The sequence below is a fragment of the Bacillus sp. AFS018417 genome (genome assembly GCF_002560985.1).
Taxonomy (GTDB): Bacteria; Bacillota; Bacilli; order Bacillales; family Bacillaceae_G; genus Bacillus_A; species Bacillus_A rhizoplanae.
In genome coordinates this window covers 22,013-44,878 of record NZ_NTTM01000003.1, presented here as the reverse complement: position 1 = coordinate 44,878, position 22,866 = coordinate 22,013, and the positions used below count along the sequence as shown (strand labels likewise).

The window sequence follows — 22,866 nt, the reverse complement described above, 5'->3', positions numbered from 1 at the left end:
AGTAGGGAGCTGTGTTCCCACTAATTGTCATCCATAACAATCAGACTCTTAGGGGCAGTTATCTCAATTCCTCATAATTTTGCGGATTGACTGTTAAAGCGGGATAAAAAGATGCGTCAAGAGGATTATTTTGCAAAAAGTAGGTGCAACAATGTTTAAACATGTAACAGTGCTTTTAAAAGAAACAGTAGATGGTTTAGAAATTAAACCAAATGGTACATATGTGGATTGTACGCTAGGAGGTGGAGGTCATAGTGCTTATTTACTATCTCAACTTTCCGAAGAAGGAAGACTAATTGCATTTGATCAAGATGAGATTGCAATTCAAAATGCAAAAGAAAAATTCTCTTCTTACAACGGCCAATTTATAACTGTAAAAAGTAACTTTCGCTATTTGAAGGAAAGATTATATGAATTAGGAATTACAGAAGTAGACGGTATTTTATTTGATTTAGGTGTTTCTTCCCCGCAATTAGATACACCAGAACGTGGATTTAGTTATCATCACGATGCTCCGCTTGACATGCGCATGGATCAAGATGCCCCATTAACAGCATATGACGTTGTAAATAGTTGGTCATATGAACAACTTGTAAGAATCTTTTTTCAATATGGTGAAGAAAAATTTTCAAAGCAAATTGCAAGGAAAATTGAAGCGTACCGTGAGAAAAAGCCAATTGAAACAACTGGAGAGTTAGTGGAATTAATTAAAGAAGGGATTCCAGCTCCGGCACGTCGAACTGGCGGACATCCTGCGAAGCGAGTATTCCAAGCAATTCGTATTGCAGTTAATGATGAATTGAAAGTGTTTGAGGAAGCGTTGGAAGCGGCGATTGACGTAACGAAAACAGGCGGACGAATTAGCGTTATTACATTCCATTCGTTAGAAGATCGCATTTGTAAAGTGACATTTAAAAAACATAGTACAACACCTCAGCTTCCACCAGGATTACCAATTATTCCTGATGAATACAAACCAAAGTTGAAGCTAATTACAAGAAAGCCAATTTTACCTTCTGATGTGGAATTAGAAGAAAATAACCGAGCGCGTTCTTCAAAGCTACGAATTGCTGAAAAATTATAAAAAGGAGAGAGAGGTATGACAAATTTAGCCGTTAAGTATAAAAAGCAGCAAGTAGAAGTACAATCTCAAGCTCCGCAGCAAGTGATACAGCCAGGTGCGAAAACAAAAATTACAAGAATTGAAAAATTATTGTATGTTGCATTTATTGGCTTTTTATTGTATGCATGTGTAGCATTTATTGGGAATAAAGCGGCGTTATATGAAGCTGATGCAAAAGTAACAAAAATGGAAAGCGCACTTACAAAACAAAAAAATACAAATCAAGAATTACAGGCTGAAACTGAAAAGCTAACACGTTATGATCGCATTGCGGAAATTGCAAAAAAACATGGGCTTGAAATCAATGCGAATAATGTAAAAGGCTTAAATTAATCCAATAGGTGTGAAGAAGAGATGAATACACGTAAATTTCATACCAACAAAGGAGCAGGGTTCTTCATCAAGGTTTTTCTCCTGCTCTTTTTTCTGTTGTTAGCCCGCTTTCTTTATATTGAAGCAACAAAAACAGTGCATGGAGTAGATTTAGAGGCACTTGCGCAGCAAAAACATAATAAAAGCGGGGTACTCGAAGCAAATCGAGGAACCATTTATGATCAAAATGGTTATGTGCTTGCTCAAGATGCAAATTCATATAAGATGGTTGCTACTTTAAAAGGACAAAATCATATAGAAGACAAAGAAGATGCTGCAGAGAAACTATCGAAAGTACTTGATGTAAGTAAAGAAGAAATTTTGAAGTACTTAAATAAAGACCTTACACAAGTAGAGTTTGGATCAATTGGAAGAAATTTAACGAAAGAAAAGAAGGACGAAATTGAAAGTTTAGATATAAAAGGAATTTCTTTTGTTACAGAAAAGGCAAGGGTATATCCGAACGGTGATTTTGCTTCGTACGTACTTGGATATGCTAAGCCGAATGATGAAGGAATTGGAGAAGGACAGTTCGGACTTGAAAAAAGTTTAGATAAATATTTGCGTGCTTCTAACGGAAGCGTAACGTATACGGGTGATACGAAAGGTGTCTCGCTAGAAGAGAAAAAAAATGATGTAAAGCCTCCTAAAAATGGAGATAATGTATATTTAACAATTGACCAACGTATTCAAAGCTTTCTAGAAGATGCGATGGAAGAAGCGGAAAAACATTATGATCCATCAATGTTAATCGGAGTCGTAGCAGATCCAAAAACAGGGAAAATTTTAGCGATGTCTAGTAGGCCAAGTTATGACCCAAATAAACGAGACATTGATTATTTTTTAAATGATCCCATTGCTAATGCTTATGAACCAGGTTCGACAATGAAAATCTTTACGTTAGCGGCCGCGATTAATGAAGGTGTATACAATGGCCAAGAGTATTATCAATCTGGTACGTACAAAGTAGGGAATTCGGTAATTAAAGATCATAATAATGGTGCAGGATGGGGCTCTATTACGTTTGATGAAGGTGTTGAGCGCTCATCAAACGTTGCTTTCGCTATTCTAGGAAATGAAAAGTTGGGACCCGATCGTTTCCATCAATACATTCAAAAATTTCACTTAGATCAAAAGACAGGAATTGATTTGCCTGGAGAAGGTGAAAATACAATTTTATTTGATAAGCAAATTCAGCAGGTAACAACGGCATTTGGACAAGGTTCTACAGTAACTCCAATTCAACTTGTGCAAGCGGCTACTGCAATTGCTAACGACGGAAAAATGATGAAGCCGTATGTAGTTGATAAGATTGTAGATCCAGCGGATAATAAAGTTGTCGAGGATCACAAACCGGAAGTGGTAGAAGAACCGGTTACAAAAGAGACTGCAGAACAAGTAAGGCAATTGTTAGAACAAGTTGTAACATCACCTAAAGGAACGGGAACAGCGTATAAACTTGATAACTATTCTGTTGGTGGTAAAACCGGAACAGCACAAATTCCGGATGGAAAAGGCGGTTACATGACAGGACGAGAAAATTATATTTTCTCATTCCTTGGTATGGCACCAATAGATGATCCGCAGCTTGTTATCTATTTAGCAGTTAAGCAGCCTAAATTAAAAGATACTGAATACGGTGCACAACCGTTAGCTGAAATGTTTAAATCTGTAACGGAAAATAGTTTAGAGTATTTAAAGATTAAACCGAATGAAGTAAAAGATGTGAATAAACAAACAAAAGAGCAGCAAGCTGCTGTTCCAGATGTAACAGGCAAAACGATGGGAGAAGCAAAAGAAATATTAGAAAAGGCAAAGTTTCGACCTGTTGTGTTAGGAGAGGGAAAAGTTAAACAACAAGTGCCAAAAGCGAATGAAAAAACGTTACCGGGTGATCGAGTATTTTTAGTAGGAGATCAACCGAAAATGCCGAATATTAATGGTTGGGCACTTCGGGATGTCATGAATTTAGCGGAAGTATTGAATCTAGATTTGAAACTTTCAGGTACAGGATATGTAACAGAACAGAGTGTTGCTGAAGGTACGCCGTTAAAAGAACGAACTCCGTTAGAAGTAAAACTTGTTCCGCCTCTTGAACCACAGCAAGAAGCGGAGAAGGAGCCAAGCAAAAAGGAAGGCACTTAACATAGGAAAAGTAGGCGTGTTCTAATTAAATACGTACAAGCATATATTGGAACAAGTGAAGCGTAAAGGAGGCTTGTTCCAATATGCGTGTATCGAATGTAACAGTAAGAAAACGGCTTATTTTTGTGCTTATATCTGGTATACTGATTTTTACAATTATCGATATTCGTCTTGGATATGTGCAGTTTTTTCTTGGGAATATGTTAACAGATCGTGCGAAAGATTCATGGAGCCGTAATATTACATTTGAACCTGAGAGAGGGAAAATTGTAGATCGAAATGGTGTAGAGCTCGCAACAAATAAAAGTGCACCAACTGTCTTTGTGGTACCAAGGCAAATTGAAAAACCAGCAGAGACTGCAGAGAAATTAGCTGCAGTTTTAGGTGTGTCGAAAGAAGAAATCTATCAGCGTCTTACGAAAAAAGAGTCCATAGTGAGATTAGACAAAGGCGGGCGGAAAATTTCTCACGACAAGGCAAAAGAAGTTAGGGCTTTAAGTTTAAAAGGTGTATATATCGCTGAAGATTCCATTCGATATTATCCGTTTGGAAAATATCTATCACATGTGCTTGGATTTGCTGGGAGTGATAACCAAGGACTTATGGGGCTGGAGTCATATTATGACAAAGAATTAAATGGTGACAAAGGATATGTTCGTTTTTTTGCTGATGCGAAAGGACAGCGTATGCCGAACATTGGTGATGATTATAAAGAACCTGGAGATGGCTTGGATTTAAGGCTAACAATTGATTCACGTATTCAGACGATCATGGAGAGAGAATTAAATATTGCGGATTCGACGTATCATCCAGATGGAATGATAGCAATTGCTATGAACCCAAATAATGGTGAGATTTTAGGGATGTCTAGCCGACCAAGTTTTGATCCAGCAGATTTCAGAAGTGTTTCACCGGAAGTATTTAACCGAAATCTACCTGTATGGAGTACATATGAACCAGGATCCACATTTAAAATTATTACACTTGCAGCTGCTTTAAATGAAAATTTAGTAGACTTGGAGAAAGATACGTTTTATGATGATGGAGCGGCAGAAGTTGGCGGTGCAAGATTACGTTGCTGGAAAGCAGGGGGACACGGTAGCCAAACATTTTTAGAGGTTGTTCAAAACTCTTGTAACCCAGGGTTTGTAGAGCTTGGAGAACGTCTAGGAAAAGAAAAGCTGTTTCAATATATTCGTGATTTTGGATTTGGTGAAAAAACGGGCATTGATTTACAAGGAGAAGGTAAAGGGATTTTATTTGATTTAAAAAAAGTAGGGCCTGTTGAGCAAGCGACGACAGCATTTGGGCAGGGGGTGTCTGTTACCCCTATTCAACAAGTTGCAGCAGTAGCTGCTGCTGTAAATGGAGGCACGTTATATAAGCCGTACATTGCGAAAGAGTTTATAGATCCAACTACGAATAAAGTGATTAGTAAAACAACGCCTGTTGCGAAGAGACAAGTTATTTCCAAGGAAACATCTGAAAAAGTGCGTTATGCACTTGAAAATGTTGTGGCAAAAGGTTCAGGTAAAGGTGCTTATATTGATGGTTATCCTGTCGGAGGAAAGACTGGTACAGCCCAAAAAGTAAAAGATGGGAAATATTTAGATAACAACTATATCGTGTCATTCATTGGATTTGCACCAGTAGATGATCCGCAAATTGTTGTGTATGTCGCTGTAGACAATCCAAAAGGGGTTACACAATTTGGCGGGGTTGTAGCTGCACCAATCGTTGGGAATATCCTTCGTGATGTTTTGCCGGTTATGGGAGTAGAGCCTAGAAAAGAGCAAATTGAAAAGAAATTAACTTGGGATGAGACGCCTTTAATAGAAGTTCCTAATGTAGTAGGCATGGATCGAAAGGAATTACAAAATCAACTTGTTGATTTACAATTGGATGCTAGCGGCGAAGGAGACAAAGTGGTCGAACAATCTCCAAAGCCCGGCACGAAAGTAAAAGCAGGATCAAAGGTTCGAATATACTTTAATTAAGTATGAAGTGCTTATTTACGATACAATAACATTCAACTAACTAGCAGTGAGACACTTGTTTCTCACTGCCTGTTAATTAATAAATTATGCTCTTATATATGGAGTTCTTTGAAACTATCCATTTATAAGAGATAAATAAAGAGTAGAGAGGGTTTAAAGAAATGAAGTTGCATACACTTGTATCAAGTTTGCATGATTTTCCGGTTGTTCCAAAAGAAAATCCGGAAATTACATCTATTGAAGCGGATTCGCGTAAAGTGACAAATGGAAGTTTATTTGTATGTATAAAAGGTTTCACGGTTGATAGTCATGAATTTGCCAAGCAAGCAGCCGCGCAAGGTGCGGCTGCTATTGTTGCGGAAAGACCTATTGATGTTGACGTTCCAGTTGTACTTGTTAAAGATACAGTACGTTCTTTAGCGGTGTTAGCAGATTATTTTTATGGGCAGCCAACGCAAAAGTTACATTTAATTGGAATTACAGGTACAAATGGAAAGACAACAACATCGCATATAATGAACGAAATTATGCGTGCGCATGGACATAAAACAGGATTAATTGGAACAATTAATATGAAAATAGGTGACGAAACGTTTGAAGTGAAAAACACAACACCAGATGCATTAACATTACAAAAGACGTTCCATAAAATGATTGAACAAAATGTAAATAGTGCTGTTATGGAAGTATCTTCACATGCATTGCACCTTGGAAGAGTACATGGATGTGACTACGATGTAGCAGTGTTTACGAATTTAACGCAAGATCATTTAGATTATCATAAAACAATGGAAGAGTACAAACATGCAAAGGGCTTATTATTTGCACAGCTTGGTAATAGCTATTCTCATAACCGTGTAAAATATGCTGTATTAAATAATGACGATGCCGCAGCAATAGATTATATGAAAAGTACGGCAGCGACGGTAATTACGTATGGTATTGATACGAAAAGTGATGTAATGGCGAAAAATATTGAGATGACAAATGCTGGTACGGCTTTTACACTGGTAACTCCGAATGAAAGCATCGAGATTACGATGAAGTTAATTGGGAAATTTAATGTCTATAATGTACTAGCTGCAACTGCAGCATGTCTCGTTTCTGGTGTAGCTTTACAAACGATTATTGATGTTGTGAAAGAATTAAAAGGTGTGCCTGGGCGTTTTGAAGTTGTTGATAGAGGTCAAGATTTTACAGTCATTGTTGACTATGCGCATACACCGGATAGTTTAGAAAACGTATTGATGACAACAAAACAATTTGCAAAAGGAAATGTGTATTGTATCGTTGGTTGTGGTGGGGATCGAGATCGTACGAAACGACCAATTATGGCGAATGTCGCATCTCAGTACGCAACGCACGCAATTTATACATCAGACAACCCGCGCAGCGAACAGCCCAAAGCAATTCTTGATGATATGATAGAAGGTGTAAAAGGGAATAATTATGAAGTGGTTGTTGATCGAAAAGAAGCGATATCTCGTGCTGTTGCTGAGGCAAAAGCTGGAGATATTATTATAATTGCTGGTAAAGGTCATGAAACATATCAAATTATCGGTACAGAAGTACATCATTTTGACGATCGTGAAGTTGCTGGGGAGGCAATTGCACAACGTTTAAGCATGAAAGAATAACAACAAGAGAGGGGGACTAAATATGCTTGAACAAGGATTATTAATTACAGTTGGGGTGGCATTTTTAATTTCTGTTGCGTTGTCACCAATTTTTATTCCATTTTTACGCCGTTTAAAGTTTGGACAGAGCATTCGTGATGAAGGTCCGAAGTCACATCAAAAGAAATCGGGAACACCGACTATGGGCGGAATTGTTATTTTTATTTCAATTATGATTACGTCTATTATTATGATGTTTAAGTTTCAAAAGAGCGCTGAGACATATTTATTGCTTCTAGTTACATTTGGTTATGGTTTAATCGGATTTCTTGATGATTACATTAAAGTTGTTAAAAAAAGAAATCTTGGTTTGACATCAAAACAAAAATTAATAGGGCAGTTTGTTATTGCGGTAGCTTTCTTTATCATTGCAAAGGGCCAAGGATTTGATACACATTTAAGTATTCCAGGAACAGAAATTAAGTTTGACTTACACTGGGCATACTTTATTCTTGTTCTCTTTATGTTGATAGGAGCTTCAAACGCAGTTAACTTAACTGATGGGCTAGATGGATTATTAGCAGGAACAGCTGCCATTGCATTTGGTGCGTATAGTATTATTGCTTTTGCTCATGAGCAGTACACAATTGCTATTTTTTGTATGGCAGTTGTTGGAGCTGTATTAGGGTTTTTAGTATTTAATGCTCATCCTGCAAAAGTATTTATGGGAGATACAGGATCTTTAGCACTTGGTGGTGCTTTAGCTGCTGTTTCAATTTTAACGAAAACAGAGTTATTATTAGTTATCATTGGTGGAATGTTTGTTATTGAAACGCTTTCTGTTATTATTCAAGTCGTTTCGTTTAAAACACGAGGAAAGCGTGTATTCAAAATGAGTCCGCTTCATCACCACTATGAATTATGCGGTTGGTCAGAATGGCGCGTAGTTGTAACGTTCTGGTCAGTAGGGCTTTTATTTGCAGTGTTAGGAATTTATATCGGGGTGTGGATGTAATTGAAAACGATAACTGACTATCAAAATAAAAATATTCTTGTATTAGGTATGGCAAAAAGCGGTTATGCTGCAGCTGTTTTATTAAAGAAGCTTGGAGCAAATGTAGTTGTAAATGATAGCAAGCCGCTAGCTGAAAATCCGTTAGCGATAGAGTTGCAAGGTCAAGGCGTGGAAGTTGTATGTGGTGGTCATCCCTTAGAATTATTAGAGAAAAATATTTCTCTTGTTGTGAAAAATCCAGGGATTCCGTATTCTAATCCGTTACTTGTCGCGGCAAAAGAAAAAAATATTCCAATGGTAACAGAAGTAGAATTAGCATATCGCATTTCGGAAGCACCATTTATTGGGATTACAGGGTCTAATGGAAAAACAACGACAACAACATTAACATTTGAAATGTTAAAAGAAGGAGAAAAACATCCTGTTATTGCTGGAAATATCGGTACGGTAGCATGTGAAGTTGCACAAGATGTAACTGAACAAGAAGTGGTTGTAACAGAACTTTCTTCATTTCAATTAATGGGTATTGAAACGTTTCAACCGAAGATTGCAGTGCTTTTAAACTTATTTGAAGCACACTTAGATTATCACGGTACGAAGAAAGAGTACGGTTTAGCAAAAGCGAATATCTTTAGAAATCAAACTAAAAATGACTATAGCATCATTAATGCTGACGATGAAGATGTAATGATGTTGTCTGAGCAAAGTAAAGGACAAAAAGTGTACTTTTCTACGACGAAAATTATTGAAGACGGCGCTTGTGTAAAAGATGGTGCTCTTTACTTTAAAGGTGAAAAAGTTATTGATATTCACGATATTGTATTACCGGGTAAACATAATTTAGAAAATATACTAGCTGCTATGAGTATTGCAAAGCTTATGGGCGTTGCTAATGAAGCGATTATAGCAGTCTTAAAACGTTTTACAGGTGTAAAGCATCGTTTAGAGTATGTAACGACGATTGGAAACCGTAAGTTTTATAATGATTCAAAAGCAACAAATATGCTGGCGACAGAAAAAGCATTGTCTGCATTTACGCAACCAGTAATTTTATTAGCGGGTGGGCTAGATCGTGGTAATGAATTTGATGATTTAATCCCATACTTTGGGCATGTGAAGGCACTGCTTACATTTGGACAAACTGCACCTAAGCTTGTGAAAGCTGCAGAAAAGGCTGGAATGAAAGTTATTAAATGTGTCGATAATGTGGAACAAGCGGTACAAGAAGCATATGCTCTTTCAGAAGAGGGAGACGTGATTCTTTTATCTCCTGCATGTGCAAGCTGGGACCAATTTAAAACATTTGAAGAAAGAGGAGACATGTTTATACAAGCTGTGCATAAGCTAGTATAAAGTGAAAGAATCATCAGTGGATTGTTCCTACTGATGATTCTTTTATAGGTAGATAAAATGAAACTCCTATTGGCGGGATTTTTCTTCGTATTCCACTGATGAAAGGCTTTCACCAATGGGGTTCTTACAGGGAGTTATCTCACACCTATCTTCTTTGATTTCTTGCAATCTTGAGGTGGGAGTCATACTGCCTGCAAGTAGCCAGAGATAAATGATGCTTCGTTTGTGAAAAAGTAGGGCTAACGAAAAGCTGCTTTCAAAGAGGTGATGCTCATTGCCAACAAAGAAGACTCCTGATTTTATTCTTATTATTGTGACATTGTTACTTTTGACGATAGGAATGGTGATGGTATACAGTGCTAGCGCTGTATGGGCTTCGTATAAAATGGGAGATTCATTCTTTTTTGCAAAACGTCAATTGTTATTTGCTAGTCTTGGTGTCGTTGCTATGTTTTTTATCATGAAGATTGATTATTGGGTGTGGCGTACATACTCCAAGGTGATTTTACTTATCTGTTTCGTTCTTCTTATTCTAGTTTTAATTCCTGGAATTGGACTGGTGCGAGGCGGAGCTCGAAGTTGGATTGGTGTAGGTGCATTCTCTATTCAGCCTTCTGAGTTTATGAAGTTTGCGATGATTATTTTTTTAGCGAAATTTTTATCGGAAAAACAAAAAATGATTACGTCTTTCAAACGAGGATTACTTCCTGCGCTTAGTTTCGTGTTTGTTGCATTTGGTATGATTATGTTACAACCCGATTTGGGGACAGGAACGGTAATGGTTGGAACCTGTGTTGTTATGATTTTTGTTTCGGGAGCACGTATTTTTCATTTTGCAATGTTAGGGTTGATAGGAGTTGCAGGATTTGTTGGACTTATTGCATCAGCACCGTATCGAATAAAGCGTATTACATCATATTTAGATCCATGGTCAGATCCGCTAGGAAGTGGATTTCAGATTATTCAATCGTTACTTGCAATCGGACCGGGGGGGTTATTTGGGCTCGGTCTTGGACAAAGTAGACAAAAATTTTTTTACTTACCAGAGCCGCAAACAGACTTTATTTTTGCGATACTATCCGAAGAATTAGGTTTTATTGGTGGTTCGTTTGTGTTATTATTATTTAGTCTGTTGTTATGGCGTGGGATTCGTGTAGCGTTAGGAGCGCCAGACCTATACGGTACTTTTTTAGCAGTCGGGATTGTGGCGATGATTGCGATTCAAGTGATGATTAACATCGGTGTTGTAACTGGATTAATGCCGGTTACAGGAATTACCTTGCCATTTTTAAGCTATGGTGGGTCTAGCTTGACCCTTATGTTGATGGCGATTGGAGTGTTACTAAATATAAGTCGTCATTCTCGCTACTAAACCCTGTTTTTATGACAGGGTTTTTCGTATGTGAAAACGGAAATAAAGCGATTGATATACGAATGGCATACATAAAATGAAACTTCTATCAGTAAGGTTTAGTTGAATTAATTAGACTTTTATTGCCCGTGAGCAGCGGGATAATAGAAAAAAGAAGCGGAGGAACAAGCAGTGCGAGTATTAGTCAGCGGTGGTGGAACAGGCGGGCATATTTATCCAGCTCTTGCGTTAATTCGAGAAATCAAAAAAATACATCCTGAAGCAAGATTTTTATACATTGGTACGGAAAATGGTTTGGAAAGTAAAATTGTTCGAAAAGCCGGCATTCCATTTCAATCCATTGTTATTAGCGGGTTTAAACGGAAATTATCAATTGATAATGTGAAAACGGTGATGCGTTTTGTAAAAGGTGTACAAGATAGTAAACGTTATATTCACCGTTTTAATCCGGATGTTGTAATTGGAACAGGTGGTTATGTATGTGGTCCAGTTGTATATGCAGCTGCCAAACTTGGTATTCCAGCAATTGTACATGAACAGAATAGTGTACCTGGTGTAACAAATAAATTTTTGAGTCGCTACGTGAATAAAGTAGCGGTTTGTTTTGATGCGGCAACAGAACATTTCCCGCAAAATAAAGTTGTGATGACAGGAAATCCTCGTGCTTCGGAAGTAATGAACCAAAATGGTATGAAAGGCAAGCGTTCTGTGGGATTATCTCTTTCAAAAAAATCAGTATTAATTTTTGGAGGAAGCCGAGGCGCTAGACCGATTAACGATGCGTTTTTAGAAGCAATTGAACAATTTGGTAATAAAAATTATGAAGTATTGTACGTTACAGGTGAAGTACATTATGATAAAGTAATGGAAGCTGTGAAACAAAAAGGGAATCCGCAAAATGTTATTATTAAGCCGTTTATTGATAATATGCCAGAAGTACTTACTGGGGTAGACCTTGTTGTTTCGCGTGCAGGTGCTACAACGTTAGCTGAGTTGACAGCTTTAGGGAAACCCAGTGTCTTAATTCCGAGTCCGTATGTAACAAACAATCACCAAGAGAAAAATGCTCTTTCTGTTGTTGATAAAGGAGCAGCAAAAATGCTTCTTGAAAAAGATTTAACAGGTGAAACGCTTATTGGTGATATTGATGAAATTTTACTAGATGTACAAAAATTACAAAATATGAAACTAGCTGCAAAGCAGTTAGGAATGCCAAATGCAGCAAACAAGTTGTTTGAAGTTATGAAAAAACTTGTAGAAAATAACGTTAGGTGAATGCCCTGCATACTACTGTAGTACGGAGACTTAATATGGGGGAGAGCATCATGAAACAATTAGCAAAGGAACTTATGGAAGCACAGGTAGGAAAAGTACTAGAAAACGAACCATTAGCTCGCTATACAACTATGAAAATAGGTGGTCCAGCGGATATTTTAGTGGTTCCAAGTAGTGTTGAAGGTGTGGAAAAATCGTTAAAGCTTGTGAAAAAGCATGGGACAAAATGGACTGCAATTGGTCGCGGTTCCAACCTTCTTGTATCGGATAAAGGTATTGAAGGAGTTGTGATTCGATTAGGAGAAGGACTAGATCATTTAGAAGTAGATGGTGTTACTGTACGAGTAGGTGGAGGGTATTCTCTCGTTAAACTGTCAACTTTATTGAGCCGCCAAGGATTAGCAGGATTAGAGTTTGCTAGTGGTATTCCTGGAAGCGTAGGCGGAGCTGTTTATATGAATGCAGGTGCTCATAAATCGGATATGTCTGAAATTTTGACGAGAGCTCGTGTTATGTTTGAAGATGGAACGATTGAATGGCTAACGAAAGAAGAGCTAGAATTTTCTTATCGCACATCTGTTTTACAAAAGAAGCGTCCTGGCATTGTATTAGAAGCAGAGTTACAATTAAAAGCAGGTAATCGTGAAGACATTATTGCGATTATGCAAAAGAATAAAGATTATCGCCGTGATACACAACCTTGGAATCACCCATGTGCAGGAAGTATTTTTAGGAATCCACTACCAAATTATGCTGGTAATTTAGTTGAAAAGGCTGGACTACGTGGTTATCAAATTGGCGGTGCAAAAATTTCGGAAATGCATGGGAACTTTATTGTTAATACAGGAACAGCTTCTGCGCAAGATGTTCTTGATTTAATTGCTTTTGTGAAGAAAACGATTAAAGAACAATTTGATGTTAATATGCATACAGAAGTAGAGATAATTGGAAGATAATAGTTGTTTGTCCCACCCATTGTCATTTATGATATAATAGAAAGAGAAGAACGGCATGCATAACATGCCGTTCTTTATGTTACATAGGGGGATCGTACATGAAGAATAGTAAAGTTATTAAACTACAAGATCGTGTACCAAAATTAAAAAATCAAAAGAAGAAGAAACAGGTAAACAAACGATTAATTTTATATGTATCGATTTTATTTTTACTGGTGCTTTTTTTAATTTATTTTCGATCTCCGCTTAGCAATATAAAGAAAATTACGGTTCACGGCAATCACTATATGACAGATGAACAAATAATGGAGCAAGCAGGCATTACACATAAAACAAGCTATTTTCGTGTAGCGACACAGCAAGCAGAAACAAATTTAAAGAAGCAAAAAGAGATTAAAGAGGCTCATGTAAAGAAAAAATTTCCAAATCAAATTGTTATCGATGTTGAGGAATATGTGACAATTGGCTACATTAATAAACAAGGAAAACTGTATCCGCTTTTAGAAAATGGAAAGTCACTAGATGCTCTCCCGAATGGAAAATTGCCAATTGCTGCCCCGATTTTCGTTCCATTTGAAGAAAAGAAAATGAAAGAATTGATTGCTGAATTAGAAAAATTAACACCAACTGTTCTTCGGTCTATTTCTGAAATTCATTACAAGCCAACAGATTTGTACGCAGATCATCTTACATTATATATGAATGAGGGATATGAAGTAAGTACAGTAATTCAAGATTTTGCAAAACGAATGGAAGCTTATCCTCTTATTATTAAAAACCTATCACCAGATAAAAAGGCAATTATTCATTTAGAAGTAGGGGCATATACGGAATATGTGAATTAATCAATAAGGGATTAATAAAGCAGATATTTTAACTGTAAAATTGTTTTTTCAAAGAGATATAGGAATTTACTCTTAGAAAATATGTGATTAAGTCATATTTTTCTCTGTTTTCTTTTTTAATATAATCTTAGCCGCAAGTTTAGCTTTTCTAGGAGTACATCTTGGTGTAGACTTATACTTGGCAGCAATCTTTGTAGTCGGATAAGGTTGTTTCAAAATATAGCAGTGATTTGCATCTTACTGTTGGAAAAATGAAAGAATGCCAAATAAAAATAAGAAAAATATAGTGTTAAAAAAGGGAAACACATAAATACGTTGAATATTTTTCTTATAACATAGTAAAACAACGATTGTTGTTCCATATATTGAATTTTGTGGTATAAATAAAGAAGGAGGTGCCAAAGAATGAACAGCAATGAAATATACGTTAGTCTTGACATCGGTACATCCAATGTTAAAGTTATTATTGGCGAGATGGTCAATGACGCTTTAAACATTATTGGTGTTGGAAATGTAAAGTCAAATGGTTTAAAAAAAGGCTCCATTGTTGACATAGATGAGACTGTGCAATCGATTAAAAAGGCGATTGAACAAGCTGAACGCATGGTGGGGATACACATTGAACGCGTTGTTGTGGGTGTAAACGCAAATCAAGTACAGCTTCTTCCTTGTCATGGAGTAGTCGCTGTTTCAAATGAAGATCGTGAAATCGGGAACGAAGATGTGCTTCGTGTACTTGATGCGGCGCAAGTTGTGTCAATTGCACCGGAGCGTGAATTTATTGATGTGGTACCTCGACAGTTTATCGTAGACGGTCTCGATGAAATTAATGATCCGCGCGGAATGATTGGTGTACGTTTAGAAATGGAAGGCACATTAATTACAGGCTCGAGAACATTGTTACATAATTTACTTCGATGTGTAGAAAAAGCGGGTCTTGAAATAATTGATATTTGCCTTCAACCATTAGCAGCATCAACAGTTGCTTTGTCAAGTGATGAGAAAAATCGAGGTGTTGCTCTCGTTGACATCGGTGGAGGTTCAACAACGTTATCAATTTTCCAAGATGGAGAATTACAAACAGCAAGCATATTACCGATTGGCGGAGATCATATTACAAAAGATATAGCCATTGGATTGAAAACATCAACGGAAAATGCCGACCAAATTAAACTAAAATATGGACATGCTTTTTATGATACAGCATCTGAGGAAGAGTTATTTACTGTTTCAATTATGGGCAGTGATCAAACAGAGCAATATTCTCAAGTAGAGTTAGCAGATATCATTGAAGCTCGTGTAGAGGAAATTCTTATGTTTGTACAAGATGAGGTGCAAAAACTTGGTTTGAAACAGTTACCGGCTGGTTATGTACTTACTGGTGGAGTTGTTTCTATGTCAGGTATTCTTGATCTTGCCTACGATATTCTACATGAAAATGTTCGTATTGCAACGCCAGATTATATAGGTGTACGTGAACCGCAATATACGATTGGTGTTGGACTTATTAAAAATGCCTATCAAAAAGCTAAGTTACGAGGAAAAAGTGTTCAGGAGAAGCAAGAAAGTTATGAATTACAACATGCACCAGTACCTGCTGCAGTGCAACAACCTGTAAAACAAAAGCCGCGTAATAACAATAACAATAACAATAACAATAACAATAACAATAACAATAATAATGAACGAATGATGTCAAAAGTGAAGCGTGTATTCCGATATTTATGGGAATAGATTTGAGCGCGAAAAATGAGGTTCTAGGGGGATTTCGACATGTTAGAGTTTGATACTACTCAAGATCAAATGGCAAATATAAAAGTTATCGGTGTTGGCGGTGGCGGAAACAATGCTGTCAATCGTATGATTGAGCATGGTGTACAAGGTGTAGACTTTATTGCAGTAAACACAGATGCACAAGCTTTAAATTTATCAAAAGCTGAAACAAGAATGCAAATCGGTGGCAAATTAACGCGCGGGCTTGGTGCTGGTGCAAACCCTGAGGTAGGGAAAAAAGCCGCTGAAGAAAGTAAAGAACAAATCCAAGAAGCACTTCGCGGAGCGGATATGGTTTTCGTAACAGCTGGTATGGGCGGAGGAACTGGGACTGGTGCAGCTCCAGTTATCGCACAAGTTGCAAAGGAGTTAGGAGCACTAACAGTTGGTGTTGTAACACGTCCATTTACATTTGAAGGCCGTAAGCGTGCAACGCAAGCTGCATCTGGTATCGCAGCGTTTAAAGAAAATGTAGATACATTAATCGTAATACCAAATGATCGTTTGTTAGAAATCGTTGATAAAAATACACCGATGCTTGAAGCATTCCGTGAAGCGGATAACGTATTGCGTCAAGGTGTTCAAGGTATTTCTGATTTAATTGCTACACCAGGTCTCATTAACCTAGACTTTGCAGATGTAAAAACAATTATGTCTAACAAAGGTTCTGCATTAATGGGTATTGGTGTGGGAACTGGTGAAAACCGCGCTGCGGAAGCTGCAAAACGTGCAATTTCTAGTCCATTGCTAGAAACATCTATTGATGGTGCACAAGGTGTTATTATGAACATTACAGGTGGCACAAACTTAAGTTTATATGAAGTACAAGAAGCAGCAGATATTGTAGCTTCAGCTTCAGACCAAGAAGTAAATATGATCTTTGGTTCTGTAATTAATGAGAGCTTAAAAGATGAAATTGTTGTAACTGTAATTGCAACAGGTTTTGATGATAGCATTTCAATGCAACCACCAAAGCCAATTATTCGTCCTACAGCGACTACAAAAAATGTGCAACAGCCAGTACAACCAGTCAAACAACGTGAAATAAAGCGTGAAGTGAAACGCGAAGAGCCGGTTGTAAATGAGCGTAGTGCAGACGTAGACGACATTGACATTCCAGCATTTTTACGTAACCGTCGCAGACGATAATTGAATTGAAATTTTACCGCGACTAATAGTCAGTTAAATATCTTGATTTTAAATAAAAAAAGAAGGCCTTTTTAGGCCTTCTTTTTTTATTTCTATATGTTCTCTCTATCCCGCATTAACGGGCAGTAAGCCCCCATTTCAAGATGCAGAGAATGGCGAAGAAGATAGGTAGGGGAAGCTGCTCGTAAAAGCCCGATTGGTTCAACTAACCATCAGTGAGAACCCCACTGATGGAAGGTTCACCTTATCCTAGCTAGAAGGACTATTTGGTAGTTTTTAAACATGACAAATTATGCCTGAAAGCTTCAAAATAACAAAAAATCCCTTCCGTGAATTGACACACTTTTCCATAGGATATGCATTATACTAGTCTAAACTTTATAAAAAAGAGGTGAACCGTTTGGTCGTTTACGCCGATATTATTTGGTTATTAAACGTCTGCATTGATTTCCTTTTACTTTTATTAACAGCAATTGTTTTAAAGCGAAAAGTAAAAAGATGGAGACTTGCACTTGGCGCATGTATCGGTTCAACAATTGTTATTTTTGTATTCACACCGTTAGCATCTGTGATGACGCATCCTGTAATGAAATTATTATATTCATTCCTCATTGTGTATACTGCATTTGGTTTTATTCGTTTTCGGACATTTCTACAGACTGTTTTAACGTTTTATTTTGTGACATTTATGGTGGGAGGCGGCCTTGTTGGAACACATTTTTTTCTTCAAACAAATGACATGGTGAATGGACTTATTTCTACAAAATCCATTTCATATGGTGATCCTGTAAGTTGGGTGTTTGTTATGATTGGCTTTCCGATTATGTACTATTTTTCTAAAAAGAGAATTGCAGATGTGGAAGTGACAAAAATCCATTATGAGCAAATTGTGAAAGTAGATATCAAAATTGATATAAATAATATTCAACTAGATGGATTGATTGATAGTGGAAATCAATTGTATGACCCGCTTACAAAAACACCAGTTATGATTATACATGTTTCTTCTTTAGAACATGTGCTTCCAAAGTGGTTAATAGAACAAGTTCAAATGAAAACAACAATTCCATATATACCAGATGAAGAATCACAGTGGGCAACACGTTTGAGGTTAATTCCTTATCGTGCTGTAGGTGTTAATCAACAATTTTTGTGGGCAATTAAACCTGACATTGTACGAGTTTATCATGAAGGTACTACTGTTACCGTAAATAAAGTATTAATTGGTTTAAATACACAGCAACTATCAGCAAATGGTGAGTATCAATGTATTTTACATCCAAAAATGTTATTGTCTCAAAAAGTGACAATTGCTTAATGAAAAAAGGAGGGATTTTATGTTGAAATTAAAATTTCGTTTAACTTATCTTTGGTATAAATTATTACTAAAACTTGGAATTAAGACCGATGAAATTTATTATATCGGTGGAAGTGAAGCGTTACCACCCCCATTAACGAAAGAAGAAGAAGAAATATTGCTGCAAAAACTGCCAAAGGGAGATGAAACAGCGCGATCGCTTTTAATTGAACGCAATTTACGTCTTGTTGTATACATTGCTAGGAAATTTGAAAATACAGGAATTAATATTGAAGACCTGATTAGTATTGGAACCATTGGTTTAATTAAAGCGGTTAATACATTTAATCCGGAAAAGAAAATTAAACTTGCAACATATGCTTCAAGGTGTATTGAAAATGAAATTTTGATGCATTTACGACGAAATAATAAAAATCGTTCAGAAGTATCATTTGATGAGCCTCTTAATATTGATTGGGATGGAAATGAACTATTGCTATCAGATGTCCTTGGAACGGATGAAGATATTATTACAAAAGATTTGGAAGCAACTGTTGACCGCCATTTACTTATGAAAGCATTACATCAATTAAATGATCGAGAGAAGCAAATTATGGAACTTCGTTTTGGATTAGATGGCGGAGAAGAAAAAACGCAAAAGGATGTTGCGGATATGCTTGGTATCTCACAGTCTTATATTTCGCGTTTAGAAAAACGGATTATTAAAAGGCTTCGTAAAGAGTTTAACAAAATGGTATGAGGTTAAGCATTCTCTAACGAATATTTTTTACTTGGGGTGCTTGGTCGATTGCTTTTTTATAAGTAATTTAATTTTCATTTTAGAAAAAAACGTTTCATTTAGTAATGCGGGATAAATGAATATATGCATAAAATTCCCTCCAAAGGAGATACTTTACACTGTACAGCAACTCCCGATAGGAGGGAACACTTTGACGAGAAACAAAGTAGAAATTTGCGGTGTTGATACATCTAAACTTCCAGTATTAAAAAATGAAGAAATGCGACAGCTATTTCGAGAAATGCAAAGCGGTGATATAAGCGCAAGGGAGAAACTAGTAAACGGAAACTTACGTCTTGTACTGAGCGTCATCCAAAGATTTAACAACAGAGGGGAGTTTGTTGATGATTTATTTCAAGTTGGCTGCATTGGACTTATGAAATCCATTGATAACTTTGACTTAAGCCAAAATGTTAAATTTTCAACATATGCTGTACCCATGATTATTGGAGAAATCCGAAGATATTTGCGTGATAATAACCCAATACGCGTCTCGCGTTCATTGCGTGATATTGCGTATAAAGCATTGCAAGTACGAGAAAAGCTTATTGCTGAAAATTCGAAAGAGCCAACAGCGATGGATATAGCAAAAGTACTTGATGTGACGCACGAAGAAATTGTGTTTGCGCTTGATGCGATTCAAGATCCAGTTTCATTATTTGAGCCAATATACAATGATGGTGGAGATCCAATTTTTGTGATGGATCAGCTAAGTGATGATAAACAAAGGGACGAGCAATGGGTCGAAGAATTAGCATTAAAAGAGGGAATGAAGCGATTAAATGAACGAGAAAAGATGATTATTCGCAAGCGTTTCTTTCAAGGAAAAACACAAATGGAAGTAGCGGAGGAAATTGGGATTTCTCAAGCGCAAGTGTCACGTCTTGAAAAATCAGCAATTAAACAAATGAATAAAACAATTCAAGGCTAAGGTCTCATCATTTATGATGAGACCTTTTAAAGTTTTGAAGAGAGATTCTGCTCATAGGAAGAATGGTGGGTTCATATAATGGCTATAAAGAAAAGATTTTGTACGTGAAGGGTGTATCCCTTACTGCTGGAAGTTTCACTTTATGCATTGAGGTGGAATTATGATTGTCAGTTAAGTATGAAACAAAGGAGAGGATGGCAATGATACGTATTTCAGAATTTCAAATGAAGGATGTTGTCGATGTGTCAGACGGAAAGAAACTTGGAAATATTGGAGATATTGATATTGATATGAAGACGGGGAAAATTCAAGCAGTTATTATTACAAAACAAGGGAAAATGCTAGGTTTATTTGGAAAAGAAGAAGAATTTGTAATTCCTTGGAAACAAATTGTGAAAATAGGAGAAGATGTTATCTTAGTTCGAGCGGATCATATTAATAAAATAACAGAAACAATACAAACACCGACAATTTCTTAAAGAATATTACAAATTCCTTTTTTTTTTATGTTGTCATTATGGAAAAATAAAAGTATGGTAAAATAGACAAGAAGTACCATACTTTTTATGTTATTTTATTATAAGGAGCCTTTTTATGAGAGAACCATTTACATATAAGGACGGTATGTTACATTTACATGTTTGGGAAAAACTTGGACCCATCATAGCTGGATTTACTACAAAAGAAGGTGGAGTGAGCACCGGACCGTTTCATACAATGAATCTAGGGCTACACGTCCATGACAAAGTGGAAGATGTTCATGAAAATCGGCGTCTTTTAGCAGAAAAGTTACATGTTTCATTAGAAAAGTGGATTTGTTCTGAACAGGTTCATGACTATCATGTTGCAAAAGTAGGAAAGCAAGAGAAGGGAAAAGGAGTCTTTTCCTATAAAGATGGTATCCCGAATACAGATGGCATATATACGACAGATACGGACGTGTTATTAACATCTTGTTATGCGGATTGTGTTCCATTATATTTTTATTCGCCATCTTATAAAATGCTTGGACTTGCACATGCCGGCTGGAAAGGAACCGTAAAAGGAATTGCAAGTGAAATGATTAGAAAGTGGAAAGACGAAGGGATACCGCTTGATGATATACATGTTGCCATTGGTCCGTCTATTGGTGCGTGTTGTTACGTGGTGGATGAACGTGTGTTATCTGCGGCTAAACAAGTGATTCATAGTTCTGTTCCATATGAAATGATTTCTGATGGACAGTATGCAATTGATTTAAAAGAAATAAATCGTTTGCTCTGTTTGCAAGCTGGGATTAAGGAAGAGCATATCGCCATGTCCTCTCTTTGTACAAGCTGTGAAACGCAATTATTTTTCTCACATCGCCGCGATCATGGAAAGACGGGAAGAATGCTTAGCTTTATCGGTTTTAAGGAGGAGTGAAAGCAGTGACAGTACAAGGAAATTTAACATATGTTCAACAAGAAGTTGAACAAGCATGCCAACGAGTGAATAGATCTTTAGATGAAATTACACTTGTGGCTGTTACTAAAACGGTAGGTATTGAAAAAACAAATGAAGTAGTACAAGCTGGGCTTGTGCACCTTGGTGAAAATCGTAATGAAGGCTTTTTACAGAAATATGAGTATTTCGGAAACAAAGCGACGTGGCATTTTATCGGTTCATTGCAATCTAGAAAAGTAAAAGAGATTATAAATGAGATTGATTATTTACATTCACTTGATCGTCTTTCACTTGCAAAAGAAATTCAAAAACGAGCAACTAAATTAATTCGCTGCTTTGTACAAGTGAAAACTTCAGAGGAAGAGTCCAAACAAGGGATAGCTATAGATGAAACGATTCAGTTTATTCGCGATTTACAGCAATTTGATAAAATTGAAGTTGTTGGACTTATGACAATGGCACCTTACACGGATGATGAAATGCAAATTCGTAGTTATTTTCAAATGTTGCGTAAACTGCAAAAGCAAGTACAAGATTTAAACTTATCACATGCTCCGTGTACGGAGTTATCGATGGGAATGTCAAATGATTATACAATTGCAATTGAAGAAGGCGCTACATTTATTCGTTTGGGGACGATTTTAGTAGGAAAAGAATAGAGGGAAGGAGAATTTTATTATGAGTTGGTCAAAAGTAAAGTATTTCTTTTTTGACACACCAGAAGAGCGAGAAGCGCATTATGCTTATGAAAAGGAGCAAAATGAAATGAAAAAACAGCAGGAACCAGAGCAGGATATTCCGCTTACAAAAGTACAACCGAAACAAAACGTGGTAAGTATTGAAACAGCAAAACACCCTTCAAAAGTTGTTTTATTAGAGCCGCGTACGTATTCAGAGGCACAGGGTATTGCTGATCATTTAAAAGGTCGCCGTGCAGTTGTGGTTAATTTACAGCGCATGTCTACAGATCAAGCATTACGTATCATTGACTTTCTAAGTGGCACTGTATATGCAATCGGCGGGGACATTCAAAAATTAGGTCCAAAAACATTTATATGTACGCCGGATAATGTAGACATTGTTGGAGCAATTTCTGAATTGTTCGGTGAAGAGGAAGATACAAATATAAAGAGGTGGTAGTGCGCTATGCTGATGATTTTACAAATTTTGCTCTATGTAATAAAAATTTATTCTTGGGCGCTTATTATCTATATCCTACTATCTTGGTTTCCGGGAGCAAGAGAATCGACATTCGGAGAATTTTTAGCACGCATTTGCGAGCCGTATTTGGAACCGTTTCGCCGTTTTATCCCGCCAATTGGAATGATTGATATTTCACCAATTGTAGCAATTATTGTACTAAATTTAGCTAGTTCAGGATTGATACGCGTATTTGAATTTTTTGTGAGGTAAGAGGATATAT

21 protein-coding genes and 1 pseudogene are annotated in these 22,866 nt (G+C 36.8%); all 22 read left to right on the top strand.

What is annotated here, in order from left to right:
• Positions 1–151: 151 nt before the first annotated feature.
• The 22 genes and pseudogenes from rsmH (at position 152) to CN326_RS01500 (ending at position 22,856) form a co-directional block, all read left to right on the top strand.
• Complete coding sequence (gene rsmH, locus CN326_RS01610) at positions 152–1,084, top strand: 16S rRNA (cytosine(1402)-N(4))-methyltransferase RsmH (protein ID WP_098305789.1); 933 nt, start codon at positions 152–154, stop codon at positions 1,082–1,084.
• Between the two features lie 15 nt (positions 1,085–1,099).
• The gene (ftsL, locus tag CN326_RS01605) at positions 1,100–1,456 is read left to right on the top strand and encodes a cell division protein FtsL (protein ID WP_098305580.1); all 357 of its coding nucleotides are present in this window, start codon (positions 1,100–1,102) and stop codon (positions 1,454–1,456) included.
• Between the two features lie 21 nt (positions 1,457–1,477).
• Positions 1,478–3,640, top strand: a complete 2,163-nt coding sequence (locus tag CN326_RS01600; RefSeq protein WP_098305578.1) for a penicillin-binding protein — start codon at positions 1,478–1,480, stop codon at positions 3,638–3,640.
• 83 nt (positions 3,641–3,723) lie between these two features.
• Positions 3,724–5,637: a stage V sporulation protein D gene (locus tag CN326_RS01595; protein WP_098305576.1), complete on the top strand. Its 1,914-nt coding sequence runs from the start codon at positions 3,724–3,726 to the stop codon at positions 5,635–5,637.
• A gap of 161 nt (positions 5,638–5,798) precedes the next feature.
• On the top strand, positions 5,799–7,274 hold the full coding sequence (locus tag CN326_RS01590; protein WP_098305574.1) for a UDP-N-acetylmuramoyl-L-alanyl-D-glutamate--2,6-diaminopimelate ligase: 1,476 nt from the start codon (positions 5,799–5,801) through the stop codon (positions 7,272–7,274).
• A 22-nt stretch (positions 7,275–7,296) separates the two neighbouring features.
• On the top strand, positions 7,297–8,268 hold the full coding sequence (gene mraY, locus CN326_RS01585) for a phospho-N-acetylmuramoyl-pentapeptide-transferase (RefSeq protein ID WP_098305572.1): 972 nt from the start codon (positions 7,297–7,299) through the stop codon (positions 8,266–8,268).
• Entirely contained in the window at positions 8,269–9,621 is a 1,353-nt protein-coding gene (murD, locus tag CN326_RS01580) for a UDP-N-acetylmuramoyl-L-alanine--D-glutamate ligase (RefSeq protein WP_098305570.1), read from the top strand. It begins immediately after the preceding gene.
• Between the two features lie 274 nt (positions 9,622–9,895).
• Positions 9,896–10,993, top strand: a complete 1,098-nt coding sequence (gene spoVE, locus CN326_RS01575; protein ID WP_098305568.1) for a stage V sporulation protein E — start codon at positions 9,896–9,898, stop codon at positions 10,991–10,993.
• A gap of 171 nt (positions 10,994–11,164) precedes the next feature.
• Positions 11,165–12,268 carry an undecaprenyldiphospho-muramoylpentapeptide beta-N-acetylglucosaminyltransferase gene (gene murG / locus CN326_RS01570; protein ID WP_098305566.1) on the top strand — a complete coding sequence of 368 codons (1,104 nt, stop codon included), beginning with the start codon at positions 11,165–11,167 and terminating at the stop codon, positions 12,266–12,268.
• Positions 12,269–12,318: 50 nt separating this feature from the next.
• A complete protein-coding gene (murB, locus tag CN326_RS01565; RefSeq protein ID WP_098305564.1) occupies positions 12,319–13,224 on the top strand; it encodes a UDP-N-acetylmuramate dehydrogenase in 906 nt (301 codons plus the stop codon).
• 98 nt (positions 13,225–13,322) lie between these two features.
• Entirely contained in the window at positions 13,323–14,069 is a 747-nt protein-coding gene (locus CN326_RS01560; RefSeq protein ID WP_098305562.1) for a cell division protein FtsQ/DivIB, read from the top strand.
• Between the two features lie 103 nt (positions 14,070–14,172).
• Positions 14,173–14,324, top strand: a pseudogene (locus CN326_RS01555) (DUF1290 domain-containing protein); the annotation flags it as partial.
• A gap of 150 nt (positions 14,325–14,474) precedes the next feature.
• Positions 14,475–15,803 carry a cell division protein FtsA gene (gene ftsA / locus CN326_RS01545; protein ID WP_098305558.1) on the top strand — a complete coding sequence of 443 codons (1,329 nt, stop codon included), beginning with the start codon at positions 14,475–14,477 and terminating at the stop codon, positions 15,801–15,803.
• A 39-nt stretch (positions 15,804–15,842) separates the two neighbouring features.
• Positions 15,843–16,991, top strand: a complete 1,149-nt coding sequence (ftsZ, locus tag CN326_RS01540; protein ID WP_098305556.1) for a cell division protein FtsZ — start codon at positions 15,843–15,845, stop codon at positions 16,989–16,991.
• A gap of 400 nt (positions 16,992–17,391) precedes the next feature.
• On the top strand, positions 17,392–18,309 hold the full coding sequence (spoIIGA, locus tag CN326_RS01535) for a sigma-E processing peptidase SpoIIGA (protein ID WP_141524949.1): 918 nt from the start codon (positions 17,392–17,394) through the stop codon (positions 18,307–18,309).
• A gap of 19 nt (positions 18,310–18,328) precedes the next feature.
• Positions 18,329–19,048, top strand: a complete 720-nt coding sequence (gene sigE, locus CN326_RS01530; protein WP_098305552.1) for an RNA polymerase sporulation sigma factor SigE — start codon at positions 18,329–18,331, stop codon at positions 19,046–19,048.
• Positions 19,049–19,238: 190 nt separating this feature from the next.
• Positions 19,239–20,018 (top strand): RNA polymerase sporulation sigma factor SigG, encoded by a 780-nt coding sequence (gene sigG / locus CN326_RS01525; RefSeq protein WP_098305550.1) that lies wholly within the window; start codon positions 19,239–19,241, stop codon positions 20,016–20,018.
• A 200-nt stretch (positions 20,019–20,218) separates the two neighbouring features.
• Positions 20,219–20,497, top strand: coding sequence for a YlmC/YmxH family sporulation protein (locus tag CN326_RS01520; RefSeq protein ID WP_098305548.1), 279 nt, complete (start codon positions 20,219–20,221; stop codon positions 20,495–20,497).
• 115 nt (positions 20,498–20,612) lie between these two features.
• The gene (gene pgeF / locus CN326_RS01515) at positions 20,613–21,422 is read left to right on the top strand and encodes a peptidoglycan editing factor PgeF (RefSeq protein WP_098305546.1); all 810 of its coding nucleotides are present in this window, start codon (positions 20,613–20,615) and stop codon (positions 21,420–21,422) included.
• A gap of 5 nt (positions 21,423–21,427) precedes the next feature.
• On the top strand, positions 21,428–22,102 hold the full coding sequence (locus tag CN326_RS01510) for a YggS family pyridoxal phosphate-dependent enzyme (protein WP_098305544.1): 675 nt from the start codon (positions 21,428–21,430) through the stop codon (positions 22,100–22,102).
• 19 nt (positions 22,103–22,121) lie between these two features.
• Positions 22,122–22,583: a cell division protein SepF gene (locus CN326_RS01505; RefSeq protein ID WP_098305542.1), complete on the top strand. Its 462-nt coding sequence runs from the start codon at positions 22,122–22,124 to the stop codon at positions 22,581–22,583.
• A gap of 6 nt (positions 22,584–22,589) precedes the next feature.
• Complete coding sequence (locus CN326_RS01500; protein ID WP_098305540.1) at positions 22,590–22,856, top strand: YggT family protein; 267 nt, start codon at positions 22,590–22,592, stop codon at positions 22,854–22,856.
• Positions 22,857–22,866: the final 10 nt, after the last annotated feature.

Bases quoted from the DNA above. Each gene is read 5' to 3' on its own strand.
- rsmH (WP_098305789.1), top strand. From the start codon at position 152: ATGTTTAAACATGTAACAGTGCTTTTAAAAGAAACAGTAGATGGTTTA.
- ftsL (WP_098305580.1), top strand. From the start codon at position 1,100: ATGACAAATTTAGCCGTTAAGTATAAAAAGCAGCAAGTAGAAGTACAA.
- CN326_RS01600 (WP_098305578.1), top strand. From the start codon at position 1,478: ATGAATACACGTAAATTTCATACCAACAAAGGAGCAGGGTTCTTCATC.
- CN326_RS01595 (WP_098305576.1), top strand. From the start codon at position 3,724: ATGCGTGTATCGAATGTAACAGTAAGAAAACGGCTTATTTTTGTGCTT.
- CN326_RS01590 (WP_098305574.1), top strand. From the start codon at position 5,799: ATGAAGTTGCATACACTTGTATCAAGTTTGCATGATTTTCCGGTTGTT.
- mraY (WP_098305572.1), top strand. From the start codon at position 7,297: ATGCTTGAACAAGGATTATTAATTACAGTTGGGGTGGCATTTTTAATT.
- murB (WP_098305564.1), top strand. From the start codon at position 12,319: ATGAAACAATTAGCAAAGGAACTTATGGAAGCACAGGTAGGAAAAGTA.
- CN326_RS01560 (WP_098305562.1), top strand. From the start codon at position 13,323: ATGAAGAATAGTAAAGTTATTAAACTACAAGATCGTGTACCAAAATTA.
- ftsA (WP_098305558.1), top strand. From the start codon at position 14,475: ATGAACAGCAATGAAATATACGTTAGTCTTGACATCGGTACATCCAAT.
- ftsZ (WP_098305556.1), top strand. From the start codon at position 15,843: ATGTTAGAGTTTGATACTACTCAAGATCAAATGGCAAATATAAAAGTT.
- sigE (WP_098305552.1), top strand. From the start codon at position 18,329: ATGTTGAAATTAAAATTTCGTTTAACTTATCTTTGGTATAAATTATTA.
- CN326_RS01520 (WP_098305548.1), top strand. From the start codon at position 20,219: ATGATACGTATTTCAGAATTTCAAATGAAGGATGTTGTCGATGTGTCA.
- pgeF (WP_098305546.1), top strand. From the start codon at position 20,613: ATGAGAGAACCATTTACATATAAGGACGGTATGTTACATTTACATGTT.
- CN326_RS01505 (WP_098305542.1), top strand. From the start codon at position 22,122: ATGAGTTGGTCAAAAGTAAAGTATTTCTTTTTTGACACACCAGAAGAG.
- CN326_RS01500 (WP_098305540.1), top strand. From the start codon at position 22,590: ATGCTGATGATTTTACAAATTTTGCTCTATGTAATAAAAATTTATTCT.